The organism is Cellulomonas wangleii, assembly GCF_018388445.1.
Lineage (GTDB): Bacteria > Actinomycetota > Actinomycetes > Actinomycetales > Cellulomonadaceae > Cellulomonas > Cellulomonas wangleii.
The window spans coordinates 931,243-950,030 of the sequence record NZ_CP074405.1 but is presented as its reverse complement, the minus strand read 5'-3'; the positions used below and the strand labels follow the sequence as shown (position 1 = coordinate 950,030).

General features: G+C 74.4%; 16 protein-coding genes, 1 tRNA gene and 1 pseudogene. 2 read left to right on the top strand and 16 right to left on the bottom strand.

Annotation, left to right across the window (positions count from 1 at the left end):
* Positions 1–27: 27 nt before the first annotated feature.
* The 6 genes from KG103_RS04550 to KG103_RS04525 form a co-directional block, all read right to left on the bottom strand.
* Entirely contained in the window at positions 28–1,266 is a 1,239-nt protein-coding gene (locus tag KG103_RS04550) for an ROK family transcriptional regulator (protein WP_207342314.1), read from the bottom strand.
* Complete coding sequence (locus tag KG103_RS04545; RefSeq protein ID WP_207342315.1) at positions 1,257–3,896, bottom strand: beta-galactosidase; 2,640 nt, start codon at positions 3,894–3,896, stop codon at positions 1,257–1,259. The genes KG103_RS04550 and KG103_RS04545 overlap by 10 nt, the downstream gene beginning before the upstream one ends.
* Positions 3,893–4,819, bottom strand: a complete 927-nt coding sequence (locus KG103_RS04540) for a carbohydrate ABC transporter permease (RefSeq protein ID WP_207342316.1) — start codon at positions 4,817–4,819, stop codon at positions 3,893–3,895. Before KG103_RS04540 ends, KG103_RS04545 begins: the two co-directional genes overlap by 4 nt.
* Positions 4,819–5,793, bottom strand: coding sequence for a carbohydrate ABC transporter permease (locus tag KG103_RS04535; RefSeq protein ID WP_207342317.1), 975 nt, complete (start codon positions 5,791–5,793; stop codon positions 4,819–4,821). Before KG103_RS04535 ends, KG103_RS04540 begins: the two co-directional genes overlap by 1 nt.
* Positions 5,793–7,064: an ABC transporter substrate-binding protein gene (locus KG103_RS04530; RefSeq protein ID WP_249670804.1), complete on the bottom strand. Its 1,272-nt coding sequence runs from the start codon at positions 7,062–7,064 to the stop codon at positions 5,793–5,795. The genes KG103_RS04535 and KG103_RS04530 overlap by 1 nt, the downstream gene beginning before the upstream one ends.
* A 203-nt stretch (positions 7,065–7,267) precedes the next feature.
* Positions 7,268–7,339, bottom strand: a tRNA-Gln gene (locus KG103_RS04525).
* Between the two features lie 93 nt (positions 7,340–7,432).
* Here KG103_RS04525 and KG103_RS04520 point away from each other — a divergent pair.
* Both KG103_RS04520 and KG103_RS04515 read left to right on the top strand, forming a co-directional pair.
* Positions 7,433–8,071, top strand: a complete 639-nt coding sequence (locus tag KG103_RS04520; RefSeq protein WP_372434923.1) for a TetR/AcrR family transcriptional regulator — start codon at positions 7,433–7,435, stop codon at positions 8,069–8,071.
* A 44-nt stretch (positions 8,072–8,115) separates the two neighbouring features.
* Positions 8,116–8,634 (top strand): MarR family winged helix-turn-helix transcriptional regulator, encoded by a 519-nt coding sequence (locus KG103_RS04515; protein WP_207342319.1) that lies wholly within the window; start codon positions 8,116–8,118, stop codon positions 8,632–8,634.
* A gap of 30 nt (positions 8,635–8,664) precedes the next feature.
* Here KG103_RS04515 and KG103_RS04510 read toward each other — a convergent pair whose 3' ends face one another.
* The 10 genes and pseudogenes from KG103_RS04510 to KG103_RS04470 form a co-directional block, all read right to left on the bottom strand.
* Positions 8,665–9,060 (bottom strand): ArsR/SmtB family transcription factor, encoded by a 396-nt coding sequence (locus KG103_RS04510; protein ID WP_242635791.1) that lies wholly within the window; start codon positions 9,058–9,060, stop codon positions 8,665–8,667.
* Positions 9,061–9,128: 68 nt separating this feature from the next.
* Positions 9,129–10,508: an ABC-F family ATP-binding cassette domain-containing protein gene (locus KG103_RS04505; protein WP_372434924.1), complete on the bottom strand. Its 1,380-nt coding sequence runs from the start codon at positions 10,506–10,508 to the stop codon at positions 9,129–9,131.
* A gap of 9 nt (positions 10,509–10,517) precedes the next feature.
* A pseudogene (locus tag KG103_RS19160) lies at positions 10,518–11,000 on the bottom strand (ATP-binding cassette domain-containing protein); the annotation flags it as partial.
* Between the two features lie 105 nt (positions 11,001–11,105).
* Positions 11,106–12,221, bottom strand: a complete 1,116-nt coding sequence (locus KG103_RS04500; RefSeq protein ID WP_207342321.1) for an ABC transporter permease — start codon at positions 12,219–12,221, stop codon at positions 11,106–11,108.
* Entirely contained in the window at positions 12,218–13,129 is a 912-nt protein-coding gene (locus KG103_RS04495) for an ABC transporter ATP-binding protein (RefSeq protein ID WP_207342322.1), read from the bottom strand. The genes KG103_RS04500 and KG103_RS04495 overlap by 4 nt, the downstream gene beginning before the upstream one ends.
* Positions 13,130–13,254: 125 nt before the next feature.
* Positions 13,255–13,914, bottom strand: a complete 660-nt coding sequence (locus KG103_RS04490; protein ID WP_207342323.1) for a response regulator — start codon at positions 13,912–13,914, stop codon at positions 13,255–13,257.
* Positions 13,915–13,956: 42 nt separating this feature from the next.
* Complete coding sequence (locus KG103_RS04485; RefSeq protein WP_249670803.1) at positions 13,957–15,372, bottom strand: sensor histidine kinase; 1,416 nt, start codon at positions 15,370–15,372, stop codon at positions 13,957–13,959.
* Between the two features lie 2 nt (positions 15,373–15,374).
* Entirely contained in the window at positions 15,375–16,310 is a 936-nt protein-coding gene (locus tag KG103_RS04480) for a 4-(cytidine 5'-diphospho)-2-C-methyl-D-erythritol kinase (RefSeq protein WP_207342383.1), read from the bottom strand.
* Positions 16,310–17,269: a 16S rRNA (adenine(1518)-N(6)/adenine(1519)-N(6))-dimethyltransferase RsmA gene (gene rsmA, locus KG103_RS04475; protein WP_207342324.1), complete on the bottom strand. Its 960-nt coding sequence runs from the start codon at positions 17,267–17,269 to the stop codon at positions 16,310–16,312. The genes KG103_RS04480 and rsmA overlap by 1 nt, the downstream gene beginning before the upstream one ends.
* A gap of 117 nt (positions 17,270–17,386) precedes the next feature.
* Positions 17,387–18,652, bottom strand: coding sequence for a resuscitation-promoting factor (locus KG103_RS04470; protein WP_249670802.1), 1,266 nt, complete (start codon positions 18,650–18,652; stop codon positions 17,387–17,389).
* Positions 18,653–18,788: the final 136 nt, after the last annotated feature.

The window sequence follows — 18,788 nt, the reverse complement described above, 5'->3', positions numbered from 1 at the left end:
CCCGCGCGGTCGGGTCGTCCGCCCGCGTCAGAGGGCGATCGGCACGCGGGTGGTGAGCAGACCGACGTCCCCGAGGAACCGCTCCAGCGCGAGGGTCGCCATGCCGATGGCCGCCGAGTTGCCGCGGACGGTGGAGATGCCGACGGTGTGGTCGGTCGTGGTGCCGCGCGGCGCCTGCGCACGTACCTGCGCCACGGTGCCCGGCAGCAGGTGCTCACCCAGGGCCCACGCGGTCCACCCCGTGAGCATGACGAGCTCGGGGTTGATGACCGCCACCAGGTCCGCGATCGCGGAGCCCAGGTAGTCGGCCGTCCGTTCCACCGTGCGCACGGCCGCCGGGTCCGGGTCGGCGGCGTCGAGCGCCGCGGCCAGGCCGGCGATGAAGTCGCTCTGCTGCTGCGTCCCGGTCAGCGGGTGGTCCGGGGCGGTCTCGCGCAGCGTCTGCTGGATCCCCGGCGCCCCCACGTACGCCTCGACGCACCCGCGGCGTCCGCACCGGCAGCCGCGCCCCTCGTGCACCAGCAGGGTGTGACCCCACTCCCCGGCGGAGTTGGTGGCGCCCCGCAGCACGGCACCGTCGAGCACGATGCCGGCACCCACGCCGGTCCCGAGGTTGACGGTCACCAGGCTGTCGACGCCGCGCCCGGCGCCGAGCCACAGCTCGGCGGTCGCGATCGCCTTGAGGGGGTTCTCCACGACGATCGGGGCGTCGAGACGGCCGCGCAGCAGGTCCAGGACGCCGACGCCGCGCCAGTGCCACGCGGGCACGACCACGGACATCGCCCCGTCGCGCCCCTGCACCAGCCCCGGCAGCGCGACGCCCACACCCAGCAGGTCGGACCTGTCGCGGCCGGCCTCGCGCAGCGCCGCGTCGAGCGAGCGGAGCACGCCGCCCACGACGTGCTCGGGCGACTCCACGCGCTCGTCGAGCGGGACGTCGGCGCGCGCGAGCTCGGTGAGGGCGGCATCGAACACGTGCGTCGAGACGTACGTCTCGGCGACGTCGACGCCCGCGAGGATGCCCCGCGCGCCGCGGATCGCCAGCGTGGTCGTGGGCCGGCCCACACCGCTCGCCGAGACCCCGGTCTCCGCGACCAGCCCCTCCGCCAGCAGCTCGGACACGACCGTGGCGACCGTGGCGAGGCTCAGCCCCGTGGTCCGCGCCAGCCCGTTGCGGGTCGCGCCGCCCTCGGCGAGCAGCGCGTGCAGCACGTCGAGGCGCGACTCGCTGCGGATGTCACGCGACGAGCGCTTCCTCACGGCCATGCGGTCCCCCCGGTCGGCTGCACGAGCACCGCACCCAGCTCGGGCGCCTCGGCTCCGACGGTCCCGCGGACCATCAGCCGGATGATCCCAGAGTTCCAGGCACCGGGCAGCCAGAGCCGACCAGGATCACCCCCGGTGAACCGCGGGCTCGCCGGGTCCCCGAGCCACACGCGGCCCAGCAGCTCACCGTGCGCGTACGCCGCGACGCGCACGTGCGTGCCGGCGAACCGCAGCGAGCAGCCACCGGGCGGCACGTCCACGTCGAGCCACAGCTCCTCGCCGGGCGCCGGGCGCAGCGGCAGGTCCACAGGCTCCGCGGGCGCCGTCCGGCCCGCGAGCGCGACCAGGTCGCGGTCCGGCTGCGGCTCGACCTGCCACCCCTCGACCGGGGCCAGCCGCAGCAGGGTCGCACCGCCCAGGACGCCGGGCACGTGGGGCACGGTGACCGCCACGTCGCGGCCCGCCCCGGGTGCCAGGTGCAGCCACGGGTCGTGCGGCGTCACCAGGTGGTCGGCGCCGTCCACGGTGACCGTGACCGGCGCCCCGAGCCCGGGCAGGTGCAGCGCGTGGTGGTGCGTGCCGTCGACGTCCAGCCCGCGCCGGTACGTGACGGGCGCGCCCACCCGCGTGCTGCTCCACCCGCCGAGCGGGCGCAACGGCGCGGGGGTGCCGGCCCACTGGGCACCGGGCTCGACGGTCCACAGCGCGTGCACGTCGGACCGCCCCGTCACGGACCACACCCGGCCCAGCCCGCGCAGCGAGCCCATGGCCAGGCCCGGCAGCCGGGCGTCGTCGAAGTTGGGGTGGCCCCACGTCTCCGCGGTCGCGGTCAGGGTGCTCGCCCCGGCCACGGGGACGACGACGGTGGCGCCGAACCCGGCGATCGTGGGCAGCGGGCGGCCGTCCACGGCGAGGTCGACGAGGTCGCCGGCACCCTCGAGGAGCAGCTCGTCGGCGCCCGTCACGTCGGCCGCGTAGTGCGTGCGGCCGCGGTGCACGCCGACCTCCTCGGAGGCCGGTGCCGTGCGGTGCTCCCGGGTCGTCCCGTCCCGCGTCGGCAGCGCGGGCCGCCGCGCCGCGGTCAGCCGGACGGGCTCCGCCGCGGGGGTGCCGGCGGGGGCCGTGACCGGGCCGTCCGGGCCCGGGACGTCGACGGGGTGGTGCACGACCACCTGCCACCGCAGGTGCTCGCCGGGCGGGACGCCGTCATCGGACGGCGGTGCGTCGACGACGACGCGCACGGGCGACCCCGGGCGCGGTGCGGGCAGGTCGACGAGCGTGGGGGCGCCGCCGGGTGCCGCCAGCGCCACGGTCCCGGGCACGGCGGCGGCGAGCTCCACGCCGTCGGGGCCGGCACCGACCAGGTCGCCGGTGGCCAGCACGAGCGTGCCGTGCCCGCCGAAGCCCTCGAGCGGCAGGTCACGCAGGACCAGCGCGCAGGCGTGCCCCGGCACCGTGAGCGGCACGGCGGGCAGGGCGTCCGTCGCCGCGAGCTCGAACGTCGCGTCCTCGTCACCGAGGTTGGGCACGCCCAGCAGCGTGCCGCCGCCGTCGAGCACGACGCGCGACGGCGACGCAGCGGTCGGCGCCGTGCCGGTGTACGCGCCGTCGGCCGCACCCGGCACCCCGCGCGCCAGGCGCGGGCCGAGGGTGCGGGTCACCGCGGTGAGGACGCGCGCCTCGACGGTCTGCGGGCGGGGCTCCCCGGTCGGCGACAGGTACCCGCCGAAGTCGTAGTCGTGGGTCATGAACCCGCCGGGGTCGCCCCAGTTGCCCACCGACGGCGTGAACCCGAAGTCGTACCCCGAGGCCTGCAGGTACGGGGCCAGCACCTTGGCGCCGCTGACCAGCAGCCGGCGCAGCGTCACGTGCGCGCGGTTGGTCTCCGTGACCAGCAGCGGCTCGTCCCGGGCAGCGAGGAGGTCGGCGTAGCGCCGCACCTCCGGCTCGACGAACGGCGAGCGGTCGTCCGGGTAGAAGTTGAACGCCGGGGTCACCCCGGGCACCCCGCCGGTGGCCCCGACGAGGTCGCCCTGGCCCGCGCACGCCACGAGCGGGACCTCGACGCCGTGCCGCACCGCCATGTCCCGCAGCGCGCCGACGTAGGCCGCGCGGTCCGCGGTGTCGAAGAAGTCGAGCTCGTTCTCGAGCTGGACCGCCACGACGGGTCCACCCCGGCCGTGCTGCCGCTGCACCAGCAGCGGCAGCACGCGGTCGAACCAGCGCTCGACGTGCGCCAGGTACCGGGGCTCGGCCTGGCGCAGCGCCAGGCCGTCCTCGAGCGGCAGCCACGCGGGCAGCGCACCGCCGTCCCACTCCGAGCAGATGTACGGCCCCGGCCGGGCCAGCACGCCGAGGCCCGCGGCGTGCGCGAGGTCGAGGAACTCCCCGACGTCGCGACGCCCGGTGAAGTCCCACTCGCCCGGCGCGAGCTCGTGGAAGTTCCACGGCACGTACACGTCGACGAGCGTGTAGCCGGTCGCGCGCACCGCGGCCAGGCGTGCCGCCCACTCCTCCCGCGGGATGCGGAAGTAGAACAGCGACGCGCACGCGAGCACCTGCTCCCGGCCGTCGAGCACCAGCCCGCCGGGCCCGAGCCGCACCGTGCCGTCCTGGAGGGTCGTCGTCACTTCACACCCGCGCTTCCGCCGGAGAGGTTCATCTCGTACAGGTACTTCTGGCCGGCGTAGTAGACGGCGATCATCGGCACGGTCAGCAGGATCGAGCCGACCATCACCAGGTTCCACGGCGGCAGCTGCATCGCGTTGCTCGTCGAGGTCATGAACTGCAGGCCGAGGGCCAGCGGCATCATGTCCTCCTGGTTGAGGTAGATGAGCGGGCCCATGAAGTCGCCCCAGGCCGCGGTCAGCGTGAAGATCGCGATCGCGGTGAGGATCGGCCACATCATCGGCAGGACGATCCGGCGGTAGATGCCGAAGTAGCCCAGACCGTCGACCTGCGCGGCCTCGTCGAGCTCGCCCGACACCCGGGAGACGAACTGCCGCACCAGGAACACGTTGAACGCGTTGGAGAAGAAGTTCGGCACGATGAGCGGCAGGAACGTGTTGACCCAGCCGAGCTCCTTGAACAGCAGGAACTGCGGGATCATCGTGATCTGCGCGGGGATCATCATCGTGGCGAGCACGACCATGAACATGACGTTCTTGCCCGGGGCACGCAGCCGCGCGAAGGCGTAGCCCACGAGCGAGGACGACAGCACCTGCCCCACGGCGGCCAGCGTCGCGATGATGACGGAGTTGAGCACGAACCGGCCCACGGGCAGGCCCGTCGCGGTGAACACCGACGCGAAGTTCGACCACTCGAACTCCGTCGGGATGATCGTGAACATGTTCGTCGCGCTCGTCGCGTCGCTGGCCAGCGCGATCGAGACCATGAGCACGAACGGCACGAAGAACATGGCGGAGACGACGAGCAGCACCGCGTACGTCGCGGGTGAGGCCCGGAACGCCTTGAGGGTGCGCGCGTTCGTCTGCTCGCTGCGCGGTCCGGCGGCCAGCGGCGGTGCCTGCGTGATCGGCGTGGCGACAGCCATCACCGCACCTCCGTCTCGTAGAAGACCCATCGTCGGGACGTGCGGAACGCGACGACCGTGAACGCGATGATGACGAGGAACAGCAGCCAGGCGATGGCCGACGCGTAGCCGAACCGGTAGAACCCGAAGGCCTCGCGGAAGAGCAGCGGCACCATCATCATGCTGGCGTTGTCCGGCCCCCCCGAGGTCAGGATGTACACCTGCCCGAAGATCTGGAACGCCCCGATCAGGCCCATGACCAGGTTGAAGAAGATGATCGGCGTGATCTGCGGGAAGGTGATCGACCAGAACTGGCGCACCGACCCGGCGCCGTCGATCTCCGCGGCCTCGTAGAACTCCCGCGGGACCCCGTTCATCGCCGACAGCAGCAGGACGGTGGCCCCGCCCGCACCCCACGCGGAGAGCACGACGAGCGCCGGCTTCACCCAGGTCGGGTCCAGCAGCCAGCTCGGGCCGGTCAGCCCGAGCACCCCGAGCAGGTCGTTCAGCGGCCCGGACGGCGCGAGCACCATCTTGAAGACCATCGCGGTGGCGACCAGCGGCACCAGCGTGGGCAGGTAGATGAGCGTGCGGAAGAGCTTGCGACCGCGGATCCGCTTGTTGAGCAGGTTGGCCAGCCACACCCCGATCGCCAGGCCCAGCGGCACCGAGACGAGCGCGTAGAAGAACGTGTTGCCCAGGGCCTTCCAGAAGACCGGGTCACCGGTCAGCGCCGTCGTGTAGTTCTCGAACCCGACGAACGTCGGCGGGGTGAAGGAGTCCCACTCGGTGAGCGAGATGGCGATCGAGGCGACCATCGGGCCCAGCAGGAACCCGACGAACCCGATGAGCCACGGGGAGATGAACAGCCAGAACCAGCGCGCCTCGACCTTGCGCCGCCGGGTGAGCTTCTGGCGAGGCGCCCTGCGCCCCTCGGCACGGTGCGGGCGGGTCGCCCGCACCGTGCCGAGGGCCTCGCCGAGGTCGACGGCCATCAGCGCGCCGGCTTGATGACGGTCTCGAGCTTCTTCTGGATCACGTCGAGCTGGGCCTTGGCGTCGCCACCCTCGTTCCAGAACGTCCCGAGGTTGTCGTCGAAGGCGGCCTGCATCTGGTTCCACTCGGGGATGAGCGGGGAGGTGAAGACGAAGGCGGAGGACGCGCCGAACGCGGACATGTCGACCTCGCGGGTGGCCCACTCCGGCTTGAGGAACTCCTCCGAACCCTGCACCTCGAGGTTGGCGGGCACGTCCTGGGCGTTCTTGATGATGACCTGCTGCGCCTCGGCGTCCGTGAGGAAGTCGATGGCCGCGAACGCCTGCTCGGCGTGCTTGCTGTCGCGGGAGATCGCCAGGCCGGAGCCGAACGCGGACACGGCCTGCTCGTCGCCCTGCCACAGGGGCGCGATGTCCCACTCGAAGTCGGCCTCGAGCAGGGAGTTGATCGCCCAGAAGCCGGTCGTGTTCATCGCGACCTTCTGGGCCGCGAACGCCGGGTCGCCGCCCATGTCGGGGCCCATGTCCGCGTACTCGGCGGCGGTGGGCACGACGTGGTGCACGTGCGTGAGGTCGTTGGCCCACTGCAGGGCCTCGACGACCTCGGGCGAGTTGGCGGCGGGCAGGCCGTCCTCGTCGATGATCCGGCCGCCGTTCTGGTAGGCGAAGGACCACCACTGCGCCCACCAGCCCGCCCCGGCGTAGCCCCACTGCTCGCCGGGGATCGTGAGCTGCTCCATCGCCGCCTGCGCGTCCTCCCACGTCCACTCGGCGCTGGGGTACTCGACGCCCGCGGCGTCGAACATGTCCTTGTTGTAGTAGACGATCATGGCGCCGGAACGGTCGGGCACGGCGTAGACGCTGCCGTCGTAGGAGTACAGCGTGCCGACGGGGCCGAACCGCTCCTCGAGGTCGAGCCCCGCGTCCGCCGCCAGGTCGTCGAGCGGGAGGATCTGCTTCTTCGAGGAGTAGACGTTCACGCCCTCGGCGACCTGCATGATGTCGGGTCCGTCGCCGCCGGCGATCATCGTCTGGACCTTCTGCTCGTACTGCTCGCCGGGGATCAGCTGGAGCTTGATGGAGATCTCGTCCTGCGAGGCCTCGAACAGGTCGATGCGCTCCTGGTACGACTTCTTGTCGACGTCGCCGCCCCACACCGTCATCGTGAGGGTCACAGGCCCGTCCGCCGCCGCGTCGCCCCCGCCGCTGCCGCACGCCGCCAGCGCGAGAGTGCTCAGTGCGGCGATGGCCGCCGTCCCGGTGCGCCTCACGCGTGATCCCGTGGTGCCCATGAGTGTCCGCCTCTCTGCGGTCGCCCGGTGCGGACCCCGTCGTCCGAGCACCGTCGCGAAACTGTGGCGGTAAATATAACCATTGGAGTAATGCCCTGGCGATCACCCTCACGGGGGGATCCGGGAGGGTCGGGGCCGGCCGAGGTCGCCGGGGCCGGCAGCCGCAGCCGCCGACGAGCGTGCTCCGCCCCCAGGATTCGAACCTGGACCGCAAGGCTCCAAAGGCCTGCATGCTGCCGTTACACCAGGGCGGACCGGCGTCCCAGTCTGCCAGCCCGCGGGAGCGGCGCCGCGCAGGCGGCGGGCACCTCGGCCGTCCCGGCGCCCCGCACGGCACAATGGGGCCCATGGCCTCCGACCCCAAGCGGTCCCGCGCGCGCATGACCGGCGTCGAACGGCGCGCGCAGCTGCTGGACGTGTCGCGCACCCTGTTCGCGGAGAAGGGCTTCGACAACACGTCGGTGGAGGAGATCGCGGCCCGCGCCGGGGTGTCCAAGCCGGTCGTCTACGAGCACTTCGGGGGCAAGGAAGGCGTGTACGCGGTCGTCGTCGACCGCGAGATCCAGGCCCTGACCGGTGCGCTCACCGGGGCGCTCGAGGGCGGCGGCCACCCGCGTGCCCTGCTCGAGCGGACGACCCTGGCCCTGCTGTCGTACATCGAGACGTCGGAGGCGGGGTTCCGCATCCTCGTCCGCGACTCCCCCGTCGCGCAGGCCACCGGCACGTTCTCCTCGCTCATCGGCGACGTCGCCACGCAGGTGGAGCACCTGCTGGCCAACGAGTTCCGCAAGCGCGGGCTCGACGCGCGCACCGCGCCCATCTACGCGCAGATGCTGGTGGGGATGGTCGCGCTCACCGGCCAGTGGTGGCTCGACGCGCGCAGCCCGCGCAAGGCCGAGGTCGCGGCGCACCTGGTCAACCTGGCGTGGAACGGCCTGGAGGCGCTCGAGCGGCACCCGCAGCTCGACAAGCCGCCCGCCCCGTAGCCCGTCCGCACGCCCGGTGTCTTGACGTCGACTAATCTCGGACCATGGCCGACAGCGACACCGCAGGGCCGCCCCGCGACGAGGTCGACCGCATCGTCCTCGCGTGGCAGCGCGAGCGACCCGACCTGGACGTCCGGCCCCTGACCGTGCTGTCCCGGGTGAGCCGCCTCGCGCGGCACCTCGACCTCGCGCGACGCGGCGCGTTCGCGCGGCACGGCCTGGAGACGTGGGAGTTCGACGTGCTCGCGGCGCTGCGCCGCGCCGGCGAGCCGTACCGGCTGTCCCCCGGCGCGCTGCTGACGCAGACCCTCGTGACCAGCGGGACCATGACCAACCGCATCGACCGGCTCGCGGAGCAGGGTCTGGTCGAGCGCCAGCCGTCCCCCGACGACCGGCGCGGGGTCCTGGTCACCCTCACCCCGGCGGGCCTGCAGCGCGTCGACGAGGCGTTCGCGGACCTGCTGGACGTCGAGCGGGGCCTCATCGGGGAGCTCCCGGAGGAGGACCGCGAGCGCCTCGCCGCGCTGCTGCGCGACGTCCTCACCCTGTTCGACGCGTCCTGAGCCCGCCGCGCACCGACGGCCTCCGCGCGGTCAGTCGCGGTGCCCGCGCTGGGACAGGCGGTCGAGGGCACGCTCGGCGTGCAGCCGGTGCCGGTCGAGCCAGGTGCGCGCCGTGAGCGTGCCGTCCGGGGTCAGCCGGTACGTGCGCACGCGGCCGACCTTCCGGGACACCACCACGCCCGCCCGCTCCAGGACCGCGAGGTGCTGGACCACGGCCGGCATCGACATCGCGAACGGCTCGGCGAGCGCGGACACCGACGCCGCCTCCCGCGCGAGCCGCTCGACGATGGCCCGGCGGGTCGCGTCGGACAACGCGTGGAACAGCCTGTCCAGCTCGGCGTCGGGCGAGGGCTGCGGCATCTCGATCGGCCGCATGTAGGAGCGCTCCGTCGCCGTCCCGTTCGTCAGCTCACCGTTCGTCGACATGTCACCACCCGTCCTCGCTCCGGCCCGGTCGTCTCCATCCTGCGGAGGAACGCCGCGCCGCGCCACGGCTAGCCCGCAGTCTCGGCGGCGTCGAGCCATGCGGCCTCGAGCTCGTCGCGCTCCGCGGCCAGCGTCCGCAGCTCCGCGTCGAGCGCCAGCACGGCCGTGTGGTCGGTCGCCTGCTCGGCCATGCGGCGGTGCAGGTCCGCCTCCAGCGCGGAGATGCGCTCCAGCCGGCGCTCGATGCGCTGCACCTCCTTGCGGGCGGCCCGCACCTCCGCCGCGGACGGGGCCGGCGGCCCGTCGACGGCGCCGGCCGACGGGGCCGCGGCACCACCGGCGCCGGACGCGCCGGGGGCGACCCCGGCCGCCGCGCGCGCCATCGCCCCGCCGACGCCACCGGTCGCCCGGGCGTCGGCGGCGCCGGCGGCGAGCGCCACCCCGCGCAGCTGCAGGTACTCCTCGACGCCGCCGGGCAGGTCCCGCAGGTGCCCGTCACCGAGCAGCGCCACCTGCCGGTCGCAGACCCGCTCGAGCAGGTAGCGGTCGTGCGAGACGACGACCAGCGTGCCGGGCCAGCCGTCGAGCAGGTCCTCGACCGCGGCCAGCGTGTCGGTGTCGAGGTCGTTGGTGGGCTCGTCGAGCAGCAGCACGTTGGGCTCGGCCACCAGCAGCCGCAGCAGCTGCAGCCGGCGGCGCTCCCCGCCCGACAGCTCCCGCACGAGGGTGCGGGCGCGCTCGCGCGTGAACCCGAGCTTCTCGACCAGCTGGGCCGCGGTCAGCTCCTTGCCACCGACGACGACGGTGCGCTTCTCGCGCTCGACGGCCTCGACGACGGTCAGGTCCGCGACCTCGTCGAGGTCCTCGACGTCCTGGCGCAGCTCGGCCACGCGCACGGTCTTGCCCCGGCGCACCCGTCCCGCGGTGGGGACGACCTGCCCCGTGAGCAGCCGCAGCATGGTCGTCTTGCCGGCCCCGTTGACGCCGACGACCCCGTACCGGTCCCCCGGGCCGAGCCGCCACGTGACGTCGTCGAGCAGCACGCGCCCGTCGGGCAGCGTGTAGGTGACGTCCTCGAGGTCGAGCACGTCCTTGCCGAGCCGGGCGGTGGCGGTGCGCGCCAGCGCGAGGGAGTCGCGCGGCGGCGGCTCGTCGGCGATGAGCGCGGTGGCGGCGTCGATCCGGAACTTCGGCTTGGACGTCCGTGCGGGGGCGCCGCGGCGCAGCCACGCCAGCTCCTTGCGCAGCAGGTTCTGCCGCTTCGACTCGACCGTCGCGGCCTGCTGCGCGCGCTCGGCGCGCGCCAGCACGTAGGCGGCGTACCCGCCCTCGTACTGGTCGACGACCCCGTCGTGCACCTCCCAGGTCCGGGTGCAGACCGCATCGAGGAACCACCGGTCGTGGGTCACGACGACCAGGGCACCGCCGCCGCGCGCGTACCGGTCCACGAGGTACCCCGCCAGCCACGCGACGCCCTCGACGTCGAGGTGGTTGGTGGGCTCGTCGAGCACGAGCACCTCGTCGTCGCGGACCAGCAGCGCCGCGAGCGCGACGCGGCGCCGCTGGCCGCCGGACAGCTTCGCCAGCGGGGCGTCGAGGTCGACGTCCGCGAGCAGGCCGCTGTGGACGGCGCGGACGCGGGCGTCGGACGCCCACTCGTGCGCGTCGGCGGAGCCGTGGACGGCGTCGAGCACCGTGCCGGGGCCCAGGTCGTCGCGCTGGTCGAGCAGGGCGACCCGGGTGCCGCCGGCGCGGGTGACGCGGCCGGTGTCGGGCTCCTGACGACCGGCGAGCACGCGCAGGAGCGTGGACTTGCCGGCGCCGTTGGGTCCGACGACGCCGATGCGCTGGCCGTCGTCGACCCCGAGGCTGACGCCGTCGAGGAGGGTGCGGGTACCGAGGGTGAGGTGGACGCGATCGGCGCCGAGAAGGTGGGGCATGAGGATCTCAGCGTGCCAGGTACCCCGCCGACCTGTCGAAGAGACCGCGGGTGCCCCCCTCGCGTCCCTCCGGGAGGTCGAGGCCGCGCCGCGCCGTCACGACCGTCAGTCCGAGCCCGACCCGGCCAGCACCTCGCGGACCCGCACGCGCCCGCCCATCCGCAGCACCGACCGCTCGTAGATCCGCGCGGCGACCGCGATCACGGCGAGGCACGACACCACCAGCACCGCCAGCGACAGCAGCGGCTCCCACCACGCCGCCTCGCCGAGGAACAGCCGCACCGGCATCCCCACCGGCGCGCTGAACGGGACGTACGACATCACGGTCATCACCGTGGCGTTGTCGTTGAAGAACACCACGAGGAGGTACGGCAGCATCGTCAGCCACATGGCCGGCTGCAGCACCACACCCGTGTCCTCGACGCGCGACACCAGCGACGCGCTCGCCGCGTAGACCGCCGCCAGCAGCACGAACCCGATCGCGAAGAACACCACGAACCACACCAGCGGCGTGCCGAGCATGGTGAGCAGGTCGTCCTGGCCGGTCACGACGAGGGCGAGGACCGAGACCGCCGCGATCGCCGCCGTCTGCCCCAGCGCGAGCACCGAGTTGCCGAGGATCTTCCCGGCCAGCAGCGCGCGGGCCGGGACCGCCGACAGCAGGAGCTCGACCGTGCGCGTCTGCTTCTCCGTCACGGTGTTCTGCGCGATCGTCGAGCCGAAGCCGATCGCCGACATCATGAACACCAGACCGAACGCGAAGGTCACGATGTACCGGACGCCGCCCTCGGCCGCGGCCGGGTCGAGCAGCTCGACGTCCGGCTCGACCGTCAGGGCGCCCAGGAGCACCTGTGGCGCCGAGCTCATCGCGACCACGTCGACGCCCAGCGGGCCGTCGCCCGGGACCACGGCGGCGTCCACGTCACCGGCGCGCACCGCCTCGACGGCGGCGGCGCGGTCCGCGACGTCGCGCACCTCCAGGCCCTCCGTCGTCGGCACCTGCCCCGCGACGGACGAGACGACGGCCACCGGCACGTCGTCCCCCGTCCGCCCCGAGAACACCGAGCTCAGGATGATCGCCGCGAGCACCCCCACCAGCAGGATCGCCGTGGAGATGAGGAACGACTTGGTCCGGACCTGCGACGTGATCTCCCGCTCGGCGACCAGCAGCGTGGCCCGACCCAGGGACGGCGGGGTCGGCGCGGGGGGACGGGTGCTCATCGGGCCACCTCTTCCAGCTCGGGCTCGTCGGCCACGACGTCGCGGAAGATCTCCGAGAGCGTCGGCCGCAGGGGGGTGAACGCGCGCACCGGACCGCGCGCCAGGGCGGACGTCAGCACCTGCTGGGCGACGTCCTCCGGGGCCTCGAAGACGGCCGAGCCGCCCGCGAGCTCGTCGACGCGCACCTGCGGCACGTCGCGCAGCCAGCCCATGTCGCCCTCGGCGACGATCTCGTGACGCGCCGTGCCGAACCGCCGCCGCAGGTCGTCGCGCGTGCCGGCGGCACGCACCCGGCCGCCGGCGATGATGACGAGGTCGTCGCACAGCCGCTCGACCACGTCGAGCTGGTGCGAGGAGAACAGCACGGGCACGCCCTGCGCGGCCCGCTCGGCGAGGACGCCCTGCACGACCTCCACGGCCATGGGGTCCAGGCCGGAGAACGGCTCGTCCAGCACCAGCACGTCGGGGTCGTGCACGAGCGCCGCGGCGACCTGCGCCCGCTGCTGGTTGCCCAGCGACAGGCTCTCGACCGGGTCCTTGGCCCGGGCCGACAGGCCCAGCCGCTCGACGAGGGCCTCGGCACGCTGGGTGGCACCCGACCTGTCGAACCCGTGCAGCCGCGCCAGGTAGGTGAGGTGCTCGACGAGCTGCATCTTGGGGTACAGGCCGCGCTCCTCGGGCATGTAGCCGAACCGGGCGCGCTGCGCACCGGCCACCGGCGTGCCGTCGATCGTCACGGTCCCCGCGTGCGGCGCCAGGACCCCGAGGATGATGCGCATCGTCGTCGTCTTGCCCGCACCGTTGCCGCCGACGAACCCGGTGAGCCGCCCTTGCCCGACCGTGAAGCTCACGTCGTCGAGCACGAGCCGGTCACCGAACGACCGGCTGATCCCGCGCAGCTCGAGCATCGTCCCTCCCTGCCGTTGCCGCGTCCGGGCCTCCCGGACGTCTGCCACCACGGTAGGCAGGGCACCGCCCCCGGCGGATCGGGCGCTGGGCCGATCCTGCGTCTCCGTCCCGGGACGGAGACGGCTCAGCCGGTCAGGCCGTGCTCGTGGGCGTAGACGACCGCCTGGACGCGGTCGCGCAGGCCCAGCTTGGCCAGCAGGTTGGACACGTGGGTCTTGACCGTGGCGCGGCTGACCACGAGGTCGGCGGCGATCTCGTCGTTGTTGAGCCCTCGGGCGACGAGCGCGAGGACCTCCTGCTCCCGTTCCGTGAGGGGCACGACGGGCTGCGCGGCGGGGCGCGTCGGAGCACGCTCGCTCACCGCGCGGGCGATGACCGCGCGCGTGACCTCGGGCGACAGCAGACCCTCACCGGCGGCCGCGCTGAGCACGGCCTCCGTGAGCTGCTCCGGGCGGGACGTCTTGAGCAGGTAGCCCACCGCACCGGCGTGCAGCGCCTCGACCAGGTAGTCGTCACGGTTGAAGGTCGTGAGGACCACCACCGCCGCCGTCAGCGCCTCGTCCGCGACGATGCGCCGCGTGGCCTCCAGCCCGTCCATGTCCGGCATCTGCACGTCCATGCACACGACGTCCGGCCGCGTCGCGCGCACGACGTCCAGGGCCTGCGCACCGGTGCTCGCCTCGCCGACGACCTCGATGGCGGGGTGCGCCGACAGGATCGTGCCGATCCCGGCACGCAGCAGGGCCTGGTCGTCCACGAGCACCACACGCACGGGCGTCGTCATCGCTGTCCTCCGTCGTCCGTGCCGCGACGCGCGCCGCGGTCCTCAGTCATCGTCCCGGGCCCGCGCCACGGCGACCGCCGCCAGCGGCAGGCGCACCCGCACCACGAACCCGCCGGACCGTCGCCGGCTCGCCTCGAACGTCCCGCCGTCGGCGACCGCGCGCTCCCGCATCCCGATCAGGCCCAGCCCCGTCGACGGCGCGGACGCGGCACGGCCACCCCCGCCGTCGTCGGACACCTCCAGCTCGACCTCCTCGGCCAGCCACCGCAGACGGACCTCCGCCCGGACGTCCGGTCCGGCGTGCTTGCGCACGTTGGTCAGGGCCTCCTGCGCGATGCGGTAGAGGTTGAGCGAGGCCAGCGGTGTGAGGCGTCGAGGCTCCCCGACCACCTGGTAGCCGACGTGCGTGCCGGCGGCCCGCACGCGCTCCACCAGGTCGGGCAGGGCGTCGACGTCCAGCGACCCGGTGGGCTCGTCGGGCGCCGGGGTCGCGGGCGCGCGCGTCACCGCCGTCGCCGCCACCCCGCCGTCGCGCAGCATGCCGAGGATGCCGTGCAGCTCGCGCACCGCGTCCCGCGCGGACTCCTCGACGTGCCCCAGGGCCACCGCTGCCCGGTCGGGGTCGCCGCCGAGCAGCATGCGGGCAGCGGCGGCCTGCACGCCCATGAGGGACACGTGGTGGGCGACGGCGTCGTGCAGCTCGCGCGCCAGCCGCAACCGCTCCAGCGTGACCGCCTGCTCCTCGGCACGGCGGCGCTCGAGCACCAGCAGGTGCGTGCGCCACGCGGTGCGCGCCCGTTCGCGCGCCGAGCGCCAGGCGTGCTCACCGAAGAACCAGGCCCCCGCGAAGTACAGGACGTTGGTCAGCAGCTGCAGCAGGGTGAAGGCCACGAACGGCGAGAACGCCCCGGCCTGGTCCGGCAGGTCGTCGGCCATCGACGGGTCCGTGGCCGCCATGAACAGGGCCACGAGCAGCCAGACGATCATCGCGACCACGACGACGGCGCGGACCAGGGCGGCGCGTCGGCGGTCCGCCTCCCACGCACCCACGGTGTACATGGCGCAGAACAGCGCGATGTTCGAGATCAGCGTCTCGGGCACCGACAGCGACTGCGCCGTGATGAACGCGGTGGCGACCACCAGCAGCACCGCCGCGGGCCACCGGCGGCGCACGGCGAGCGGCACCGTGGTGGCCGCGAGCAGCAGCGCCGACACCCAGCCGGGCGCGGGCTCGGTGAACATGCCGGAGACCTGCACGAGCACCATGGCGAGCAGCGCCCCGAGGTAGAGGCCGCCGGCGAGCATCACGTCCCAGCGCAGCGCGTCGGCGTCCGGCGCCGGGCGCACCCACCCGCGCTCGTCGGGGTCGACCGCCGGCCGCGCCGCCAGACCCGTCGACGGGTCGGTCGGCACGCGCGCCGGCTCGGTGGTCGCGCGCGTCGGCAGGTCGTGCGCCACGGTCACTCCCCCGGCACCACCCGGGCGCCGGCCACGGGGCCGGTCGCGGTGAGCACACGGTCGGCCACGCCCGACGCGGTGAACGCGGCCGCGACCGCCAGCGCGTGCTGCCGGTTGCGGGCCAGCGCCGCCACCGTGGGCCCGGACCCGGAGACCACCACACCGAGGGCACCGGCGTCGGTCGCGACCGCCAGCGGCTCGGTGAGGCCCGGGTCGAGCTCGATCGCGGCACTCTCCAGGTCGTTGTGCAGCGCAGCACCGAGCGCCGCCGCGTCGCCCGCGCGCAGCGCCTGCATGAGCGGCACGTCCTGCTCGTCGTCCGGGGGGACGGCGGTCTCGCCGTGCAGGTCGTCGAAGGCGTCGTAGACGGCGGCGGTCGACAGGCCACGGTCCTGCACCGCGAACGCCCAGTGGAACTCCCCGCGGCTGAGCGCGGGCGTCAGCAGGTGTCCCCGCCCCTGGCCGACCGCGGTGTGGCCCAGCAGCGAGAAGGGCACGTCGGACCCCAGCCCGGCCGCGAGCTCGAGCAGGTCGTCACGGGACAGCCCCGCGTTCCACAGCGCGTCGCACGCCACGAGCGCGGCCGCCGCGTCGGCGGAGCCGCCCGCCATGCCGCCGGCCACGGGCACGCCCTTGACCAGGTGCAGGTGGACGGCCTCGTCGATGCCGGCGCGCTCGGCCACCGCACGGGCCGCGCGCAGGGCCAGGTTGGACGCGTCGGTGGGCACGGCCTCGGCCTGCGCCCCGCTGACGCTCAGCCCGAAGGCGTCGGCGGGCGTCGCGACGACCTCCTCGTACAGGGAGACCGCCTGGAACACCGTGGACACGGGGTGGTAGCCGTCGGCGGCGAGGGGGCCCACGCGCAGCGAGAGGTTGACCTTGCCGGGGGCGCGCACGCGCACGGCACGCTCGGGCAGGTCGTCCCGGGGGGTCGGCATCACGGTGCCACTGTGCCAGGTCGGGGCTGCGCGGGCTGCGCGGATGCCAGCGCCTCGGCGATCCGGGCGAAGCCCACGACGTCCACCTGCTCGCCGCGCGCCTGCGGGTCCAGACCCGCGGCCCGCACGGCCGCCTCCGCCGCGGCCGACGACCCCGCGAGCCCCGCGAGCGCGGAGCGCAGCATCTTGCGCCGCTGCGCGAAGGCCGCGTCGACGACCGCGAACACGTCCTGGCGCGCGACGGTGGCGGGCGGCGGCTCGCGCCGGTCGAGGCGCACCAGCGCCGAGTCCACGTGCGGCGCCGGCCAGAAGACGGCACGCCCCACGGTCGCGGTGCGTCGTGCGGACGCGTACCAGGCGACCTTGGCCGACGGCACGCCGTAGGTGCGGCTGCCCGGCGGGGCGGCGAGCCGGTCGGCGACCTCGGCCTGCACCATGACCAGACCCCGCTGCAGCGAGTCGAACCGCTCGAGGAACGTCAGCAGCACGGGCACCGACACGTTGTACGGCAGGTTGGCGACCAGCGCGGTGGGCGGCGGCCCGGGCAGCGCGGTCACGGTCAGCGCGTCCTGCGTGACGACGGTCAGGCGCGCCCGCCCGTCGGGGTCGCGGAGCACGACCGTCCGGGCGTCGGGCGTCTCGTCGGCCGCCGCCGGGTCGACGGCGAGGCCGGGGACGTGGGCGGCCACCGTCTGCGGCAGCAGCGCCGCGAGCACGGGGTCGATCTCGACGGCCACGACGTCGGCGCCGGCCTCGAGCAGCCCGAGCGTGAGGGAGCCCAGGCCCGGGCCGATCTCCACGACGCGCTCGCCCGCGGCCACGTCGGCCTGGCGCACGATCTTGCGGACCGTGCCCGCGTCGAGGACGAAGTTCTGCCCGAGGGTCTTGGTGGGCCGCACACCGGCACGCTGCGCGAGCGCCCGGATCTCCGCAGGCCCGAGCAGGGTGATCGCCGACATGGCCCCCGAGCCTACGTGGCGCGGCCCTGCCGACGGACCGCCGACCGGTCCGGCGGTGCAGACGGCGACGGACCGCCACCCGCGGTCACGGGGTGGCGGTCCGTCGTCAGGCGACCGTCAGCTGAACAGGTTCTTGCCGCAGTGCGGCCACTGCCCGGCGCCGGCACGGTTGTAGAGCATCTTGGCGCGGGCGGTCTGCTCCTCGGCCGAGGCCTGCGAGGGCAGCCCGGAGCCGCCGACGGCCTGCCACGTGGCGACCGAGAACTGGTACAGCCCGTGGTACTTGCCGGTCGGCGAGACCGCGTCGACCCGGCCACCCGACTCGCAGCGGGCGAGCGCCGCCCAGTTGAGCGAGTCGGCGCTGCCGCCGGCCGTGATGGGGCCGGGCGCCGGGGACGAGCCCGACGACGACGGGGCGGACGGACGCGGGGCCGGGGGCGCGACCGGGCGCGCCTTGGTGCCGACGCGGACGACCTCCTCGACGGGCGGCTGCGTGACGTCGCTCAGCGCGACGCGCCCCGACTCCACGCCGTCGACCGTCGTGACGCGCTCGACGATCGAGCGGACGCCCGGCACACCGGCCTGGGCGACGACCTTCTCGCCCGTGTAGCGCGTCGGGTCCTCCTCCGTGCGCGAGGTGAAGGGCACCTCGGACTGCGTGGTGACGTCCTGCTCCGCGACGCGCTGCACGACGACCTGGACGACGTCCTGCTCGCCCTGCTGCACGGTGACGCGGTCGAGCGGCTGCAGGCTCACGTCCAGGTCCGTCAGCGCATCGTTGACCGTGGCGTCCGCGTCCGGCACGGGGTGCACGGCCCCGTCGACCAGGACCTCGGCCTCGTCCCCGAGCGCCAGCTCCATCGGCAGGTCGGTGCGCTGGGCGGACCGGGAGGCGAGCAGCGCCACCGAGTCGGCCCGCGCCGCGAGCGTGTCGAGCGCCTCGTCGGCGGTGAGCGCGGTGGTCCAGACGACCTCCGGCGTGCCGTTGAGGGCGACGAGGATCGCGGACGCCGTCCGCACGACGATCTCCGTGCCGTCCGTCAGGGCGCCGCTGTGCGAGACGGTGTCACGCTGACCGAGCTCGATGCCGTGGTCCTCGAGCAGCCCTTCCACCGAGCCGGCGAACGTCGAGACGCGGGTGACCTCGCCGTCGACGTCGAGCGCGACGGTCTTGTGCGCCTGCGCGTACGCGGTGCCACCTGCGGCGACGACGAGAGCGGCGGTGCCGGCGGCCACGAGGGGCCAGCGACGGCGGCGGCGGTGGTTCTCGGGTGCGGCGTCCTGCGGGGCGTCGGGGGTCGCGGCGTGGGCCGCGGGCGGGGTGTTACCGGTGGGGCGGGCGAAGAACTGCACGAGGCTCCAGGCGTCGTCGATCCCGGGCACGGGGAGAGGCGCAGCGCTCGGCGACGGCGGGCGTCGGGAGCGGCCGCACGACGGAGGGTCCCCGATCCGGCGGTCACGGCGACCTCGGTGGGCCACCGTCGTCACGTCCGGACGGGGGTCACCCGTCCGAGCAATA

Bases quoted from the DNA above. Each gene is read 5' to 3' on its own strand.
- KG103_RS04550 (WP_207342314.1), bottom strand. From the start codon at position 1,266: ATGGCCGTGAGGAAGCGCTCGTCGCGTGACATCCGCAGCGAGTCGCGC.
- KG103_RS04540 (WP_207342316.1), bottom strand. From the start codon at position 4,819: ATGGCTGTCGCCACGCCGATCACGCAGGCACCGCCGCTGGCCGCCGGA.
- KG103_RS04535 (WP_207342317.1), bottom strand. From the start codon at position 5,793: ATGGCCGTCGACCTCGGCGAGGCCCTCGGCACGGTGCGGGCGACCCGC.
- KG103_RS04520 (WP_372434923.1), top strand. From the start codon at position 7,433: ATGGCCTCCGACCCCAAGCGGTCCCGCGCGCGCATGACCGGCGTCGAA.
- KG103_RS04515 (WP_207342319.1), top strand. From the start codon at position 8,116: ATGGCCGACAGCGACACCGCAGGGCCGCCCCGCGACGAGGTCGACCGC.
- KG103_RS04510 (WP_242635791.1), bottom strand. From the start codon at position 9,060: ATGTCGACGAACGGTGAGCTGACGAACGGGACGGCGACGGAGCGCTCC.
- KG103_RS04500 (WP_207342321.1), bottom strand. From the start codon at position 12,221: ATGAGCACCCGTCCCCCCGCGCCGACCCCGCCGTCCCTGGGTCGGGCC.
- KG103_RS04495 (WP_207342322.1), bottom strand. From the start codon at position 13,129: ATGCTCGAGCTGCGCGGGATCAGCCGGTCGTTCGGTGACCGGCTCGTG.
- KG103_RS04490 (WP_207342323.1), bottom strand. From the start codon at position 13,914: ATGACGACGCCCGTGCGTGTGGTGCTCGTGGACGACCAGGCCCTGCTG.
- KG103_RS04480 (WP_207342383.1), bottom strand. From the start codon at position 16,310: ATGCCGACCCCCCGGGACGACCTGCCCGAGCGTGCCGTGCGCGTGCGC.
- rsmA (WP_207342324.1), bottom strand. From the start codon at position 17,269: ATGTCGGCGATCACCCTGCTCGGGCCTGCGGAGATCCGGGCGCTCGCG.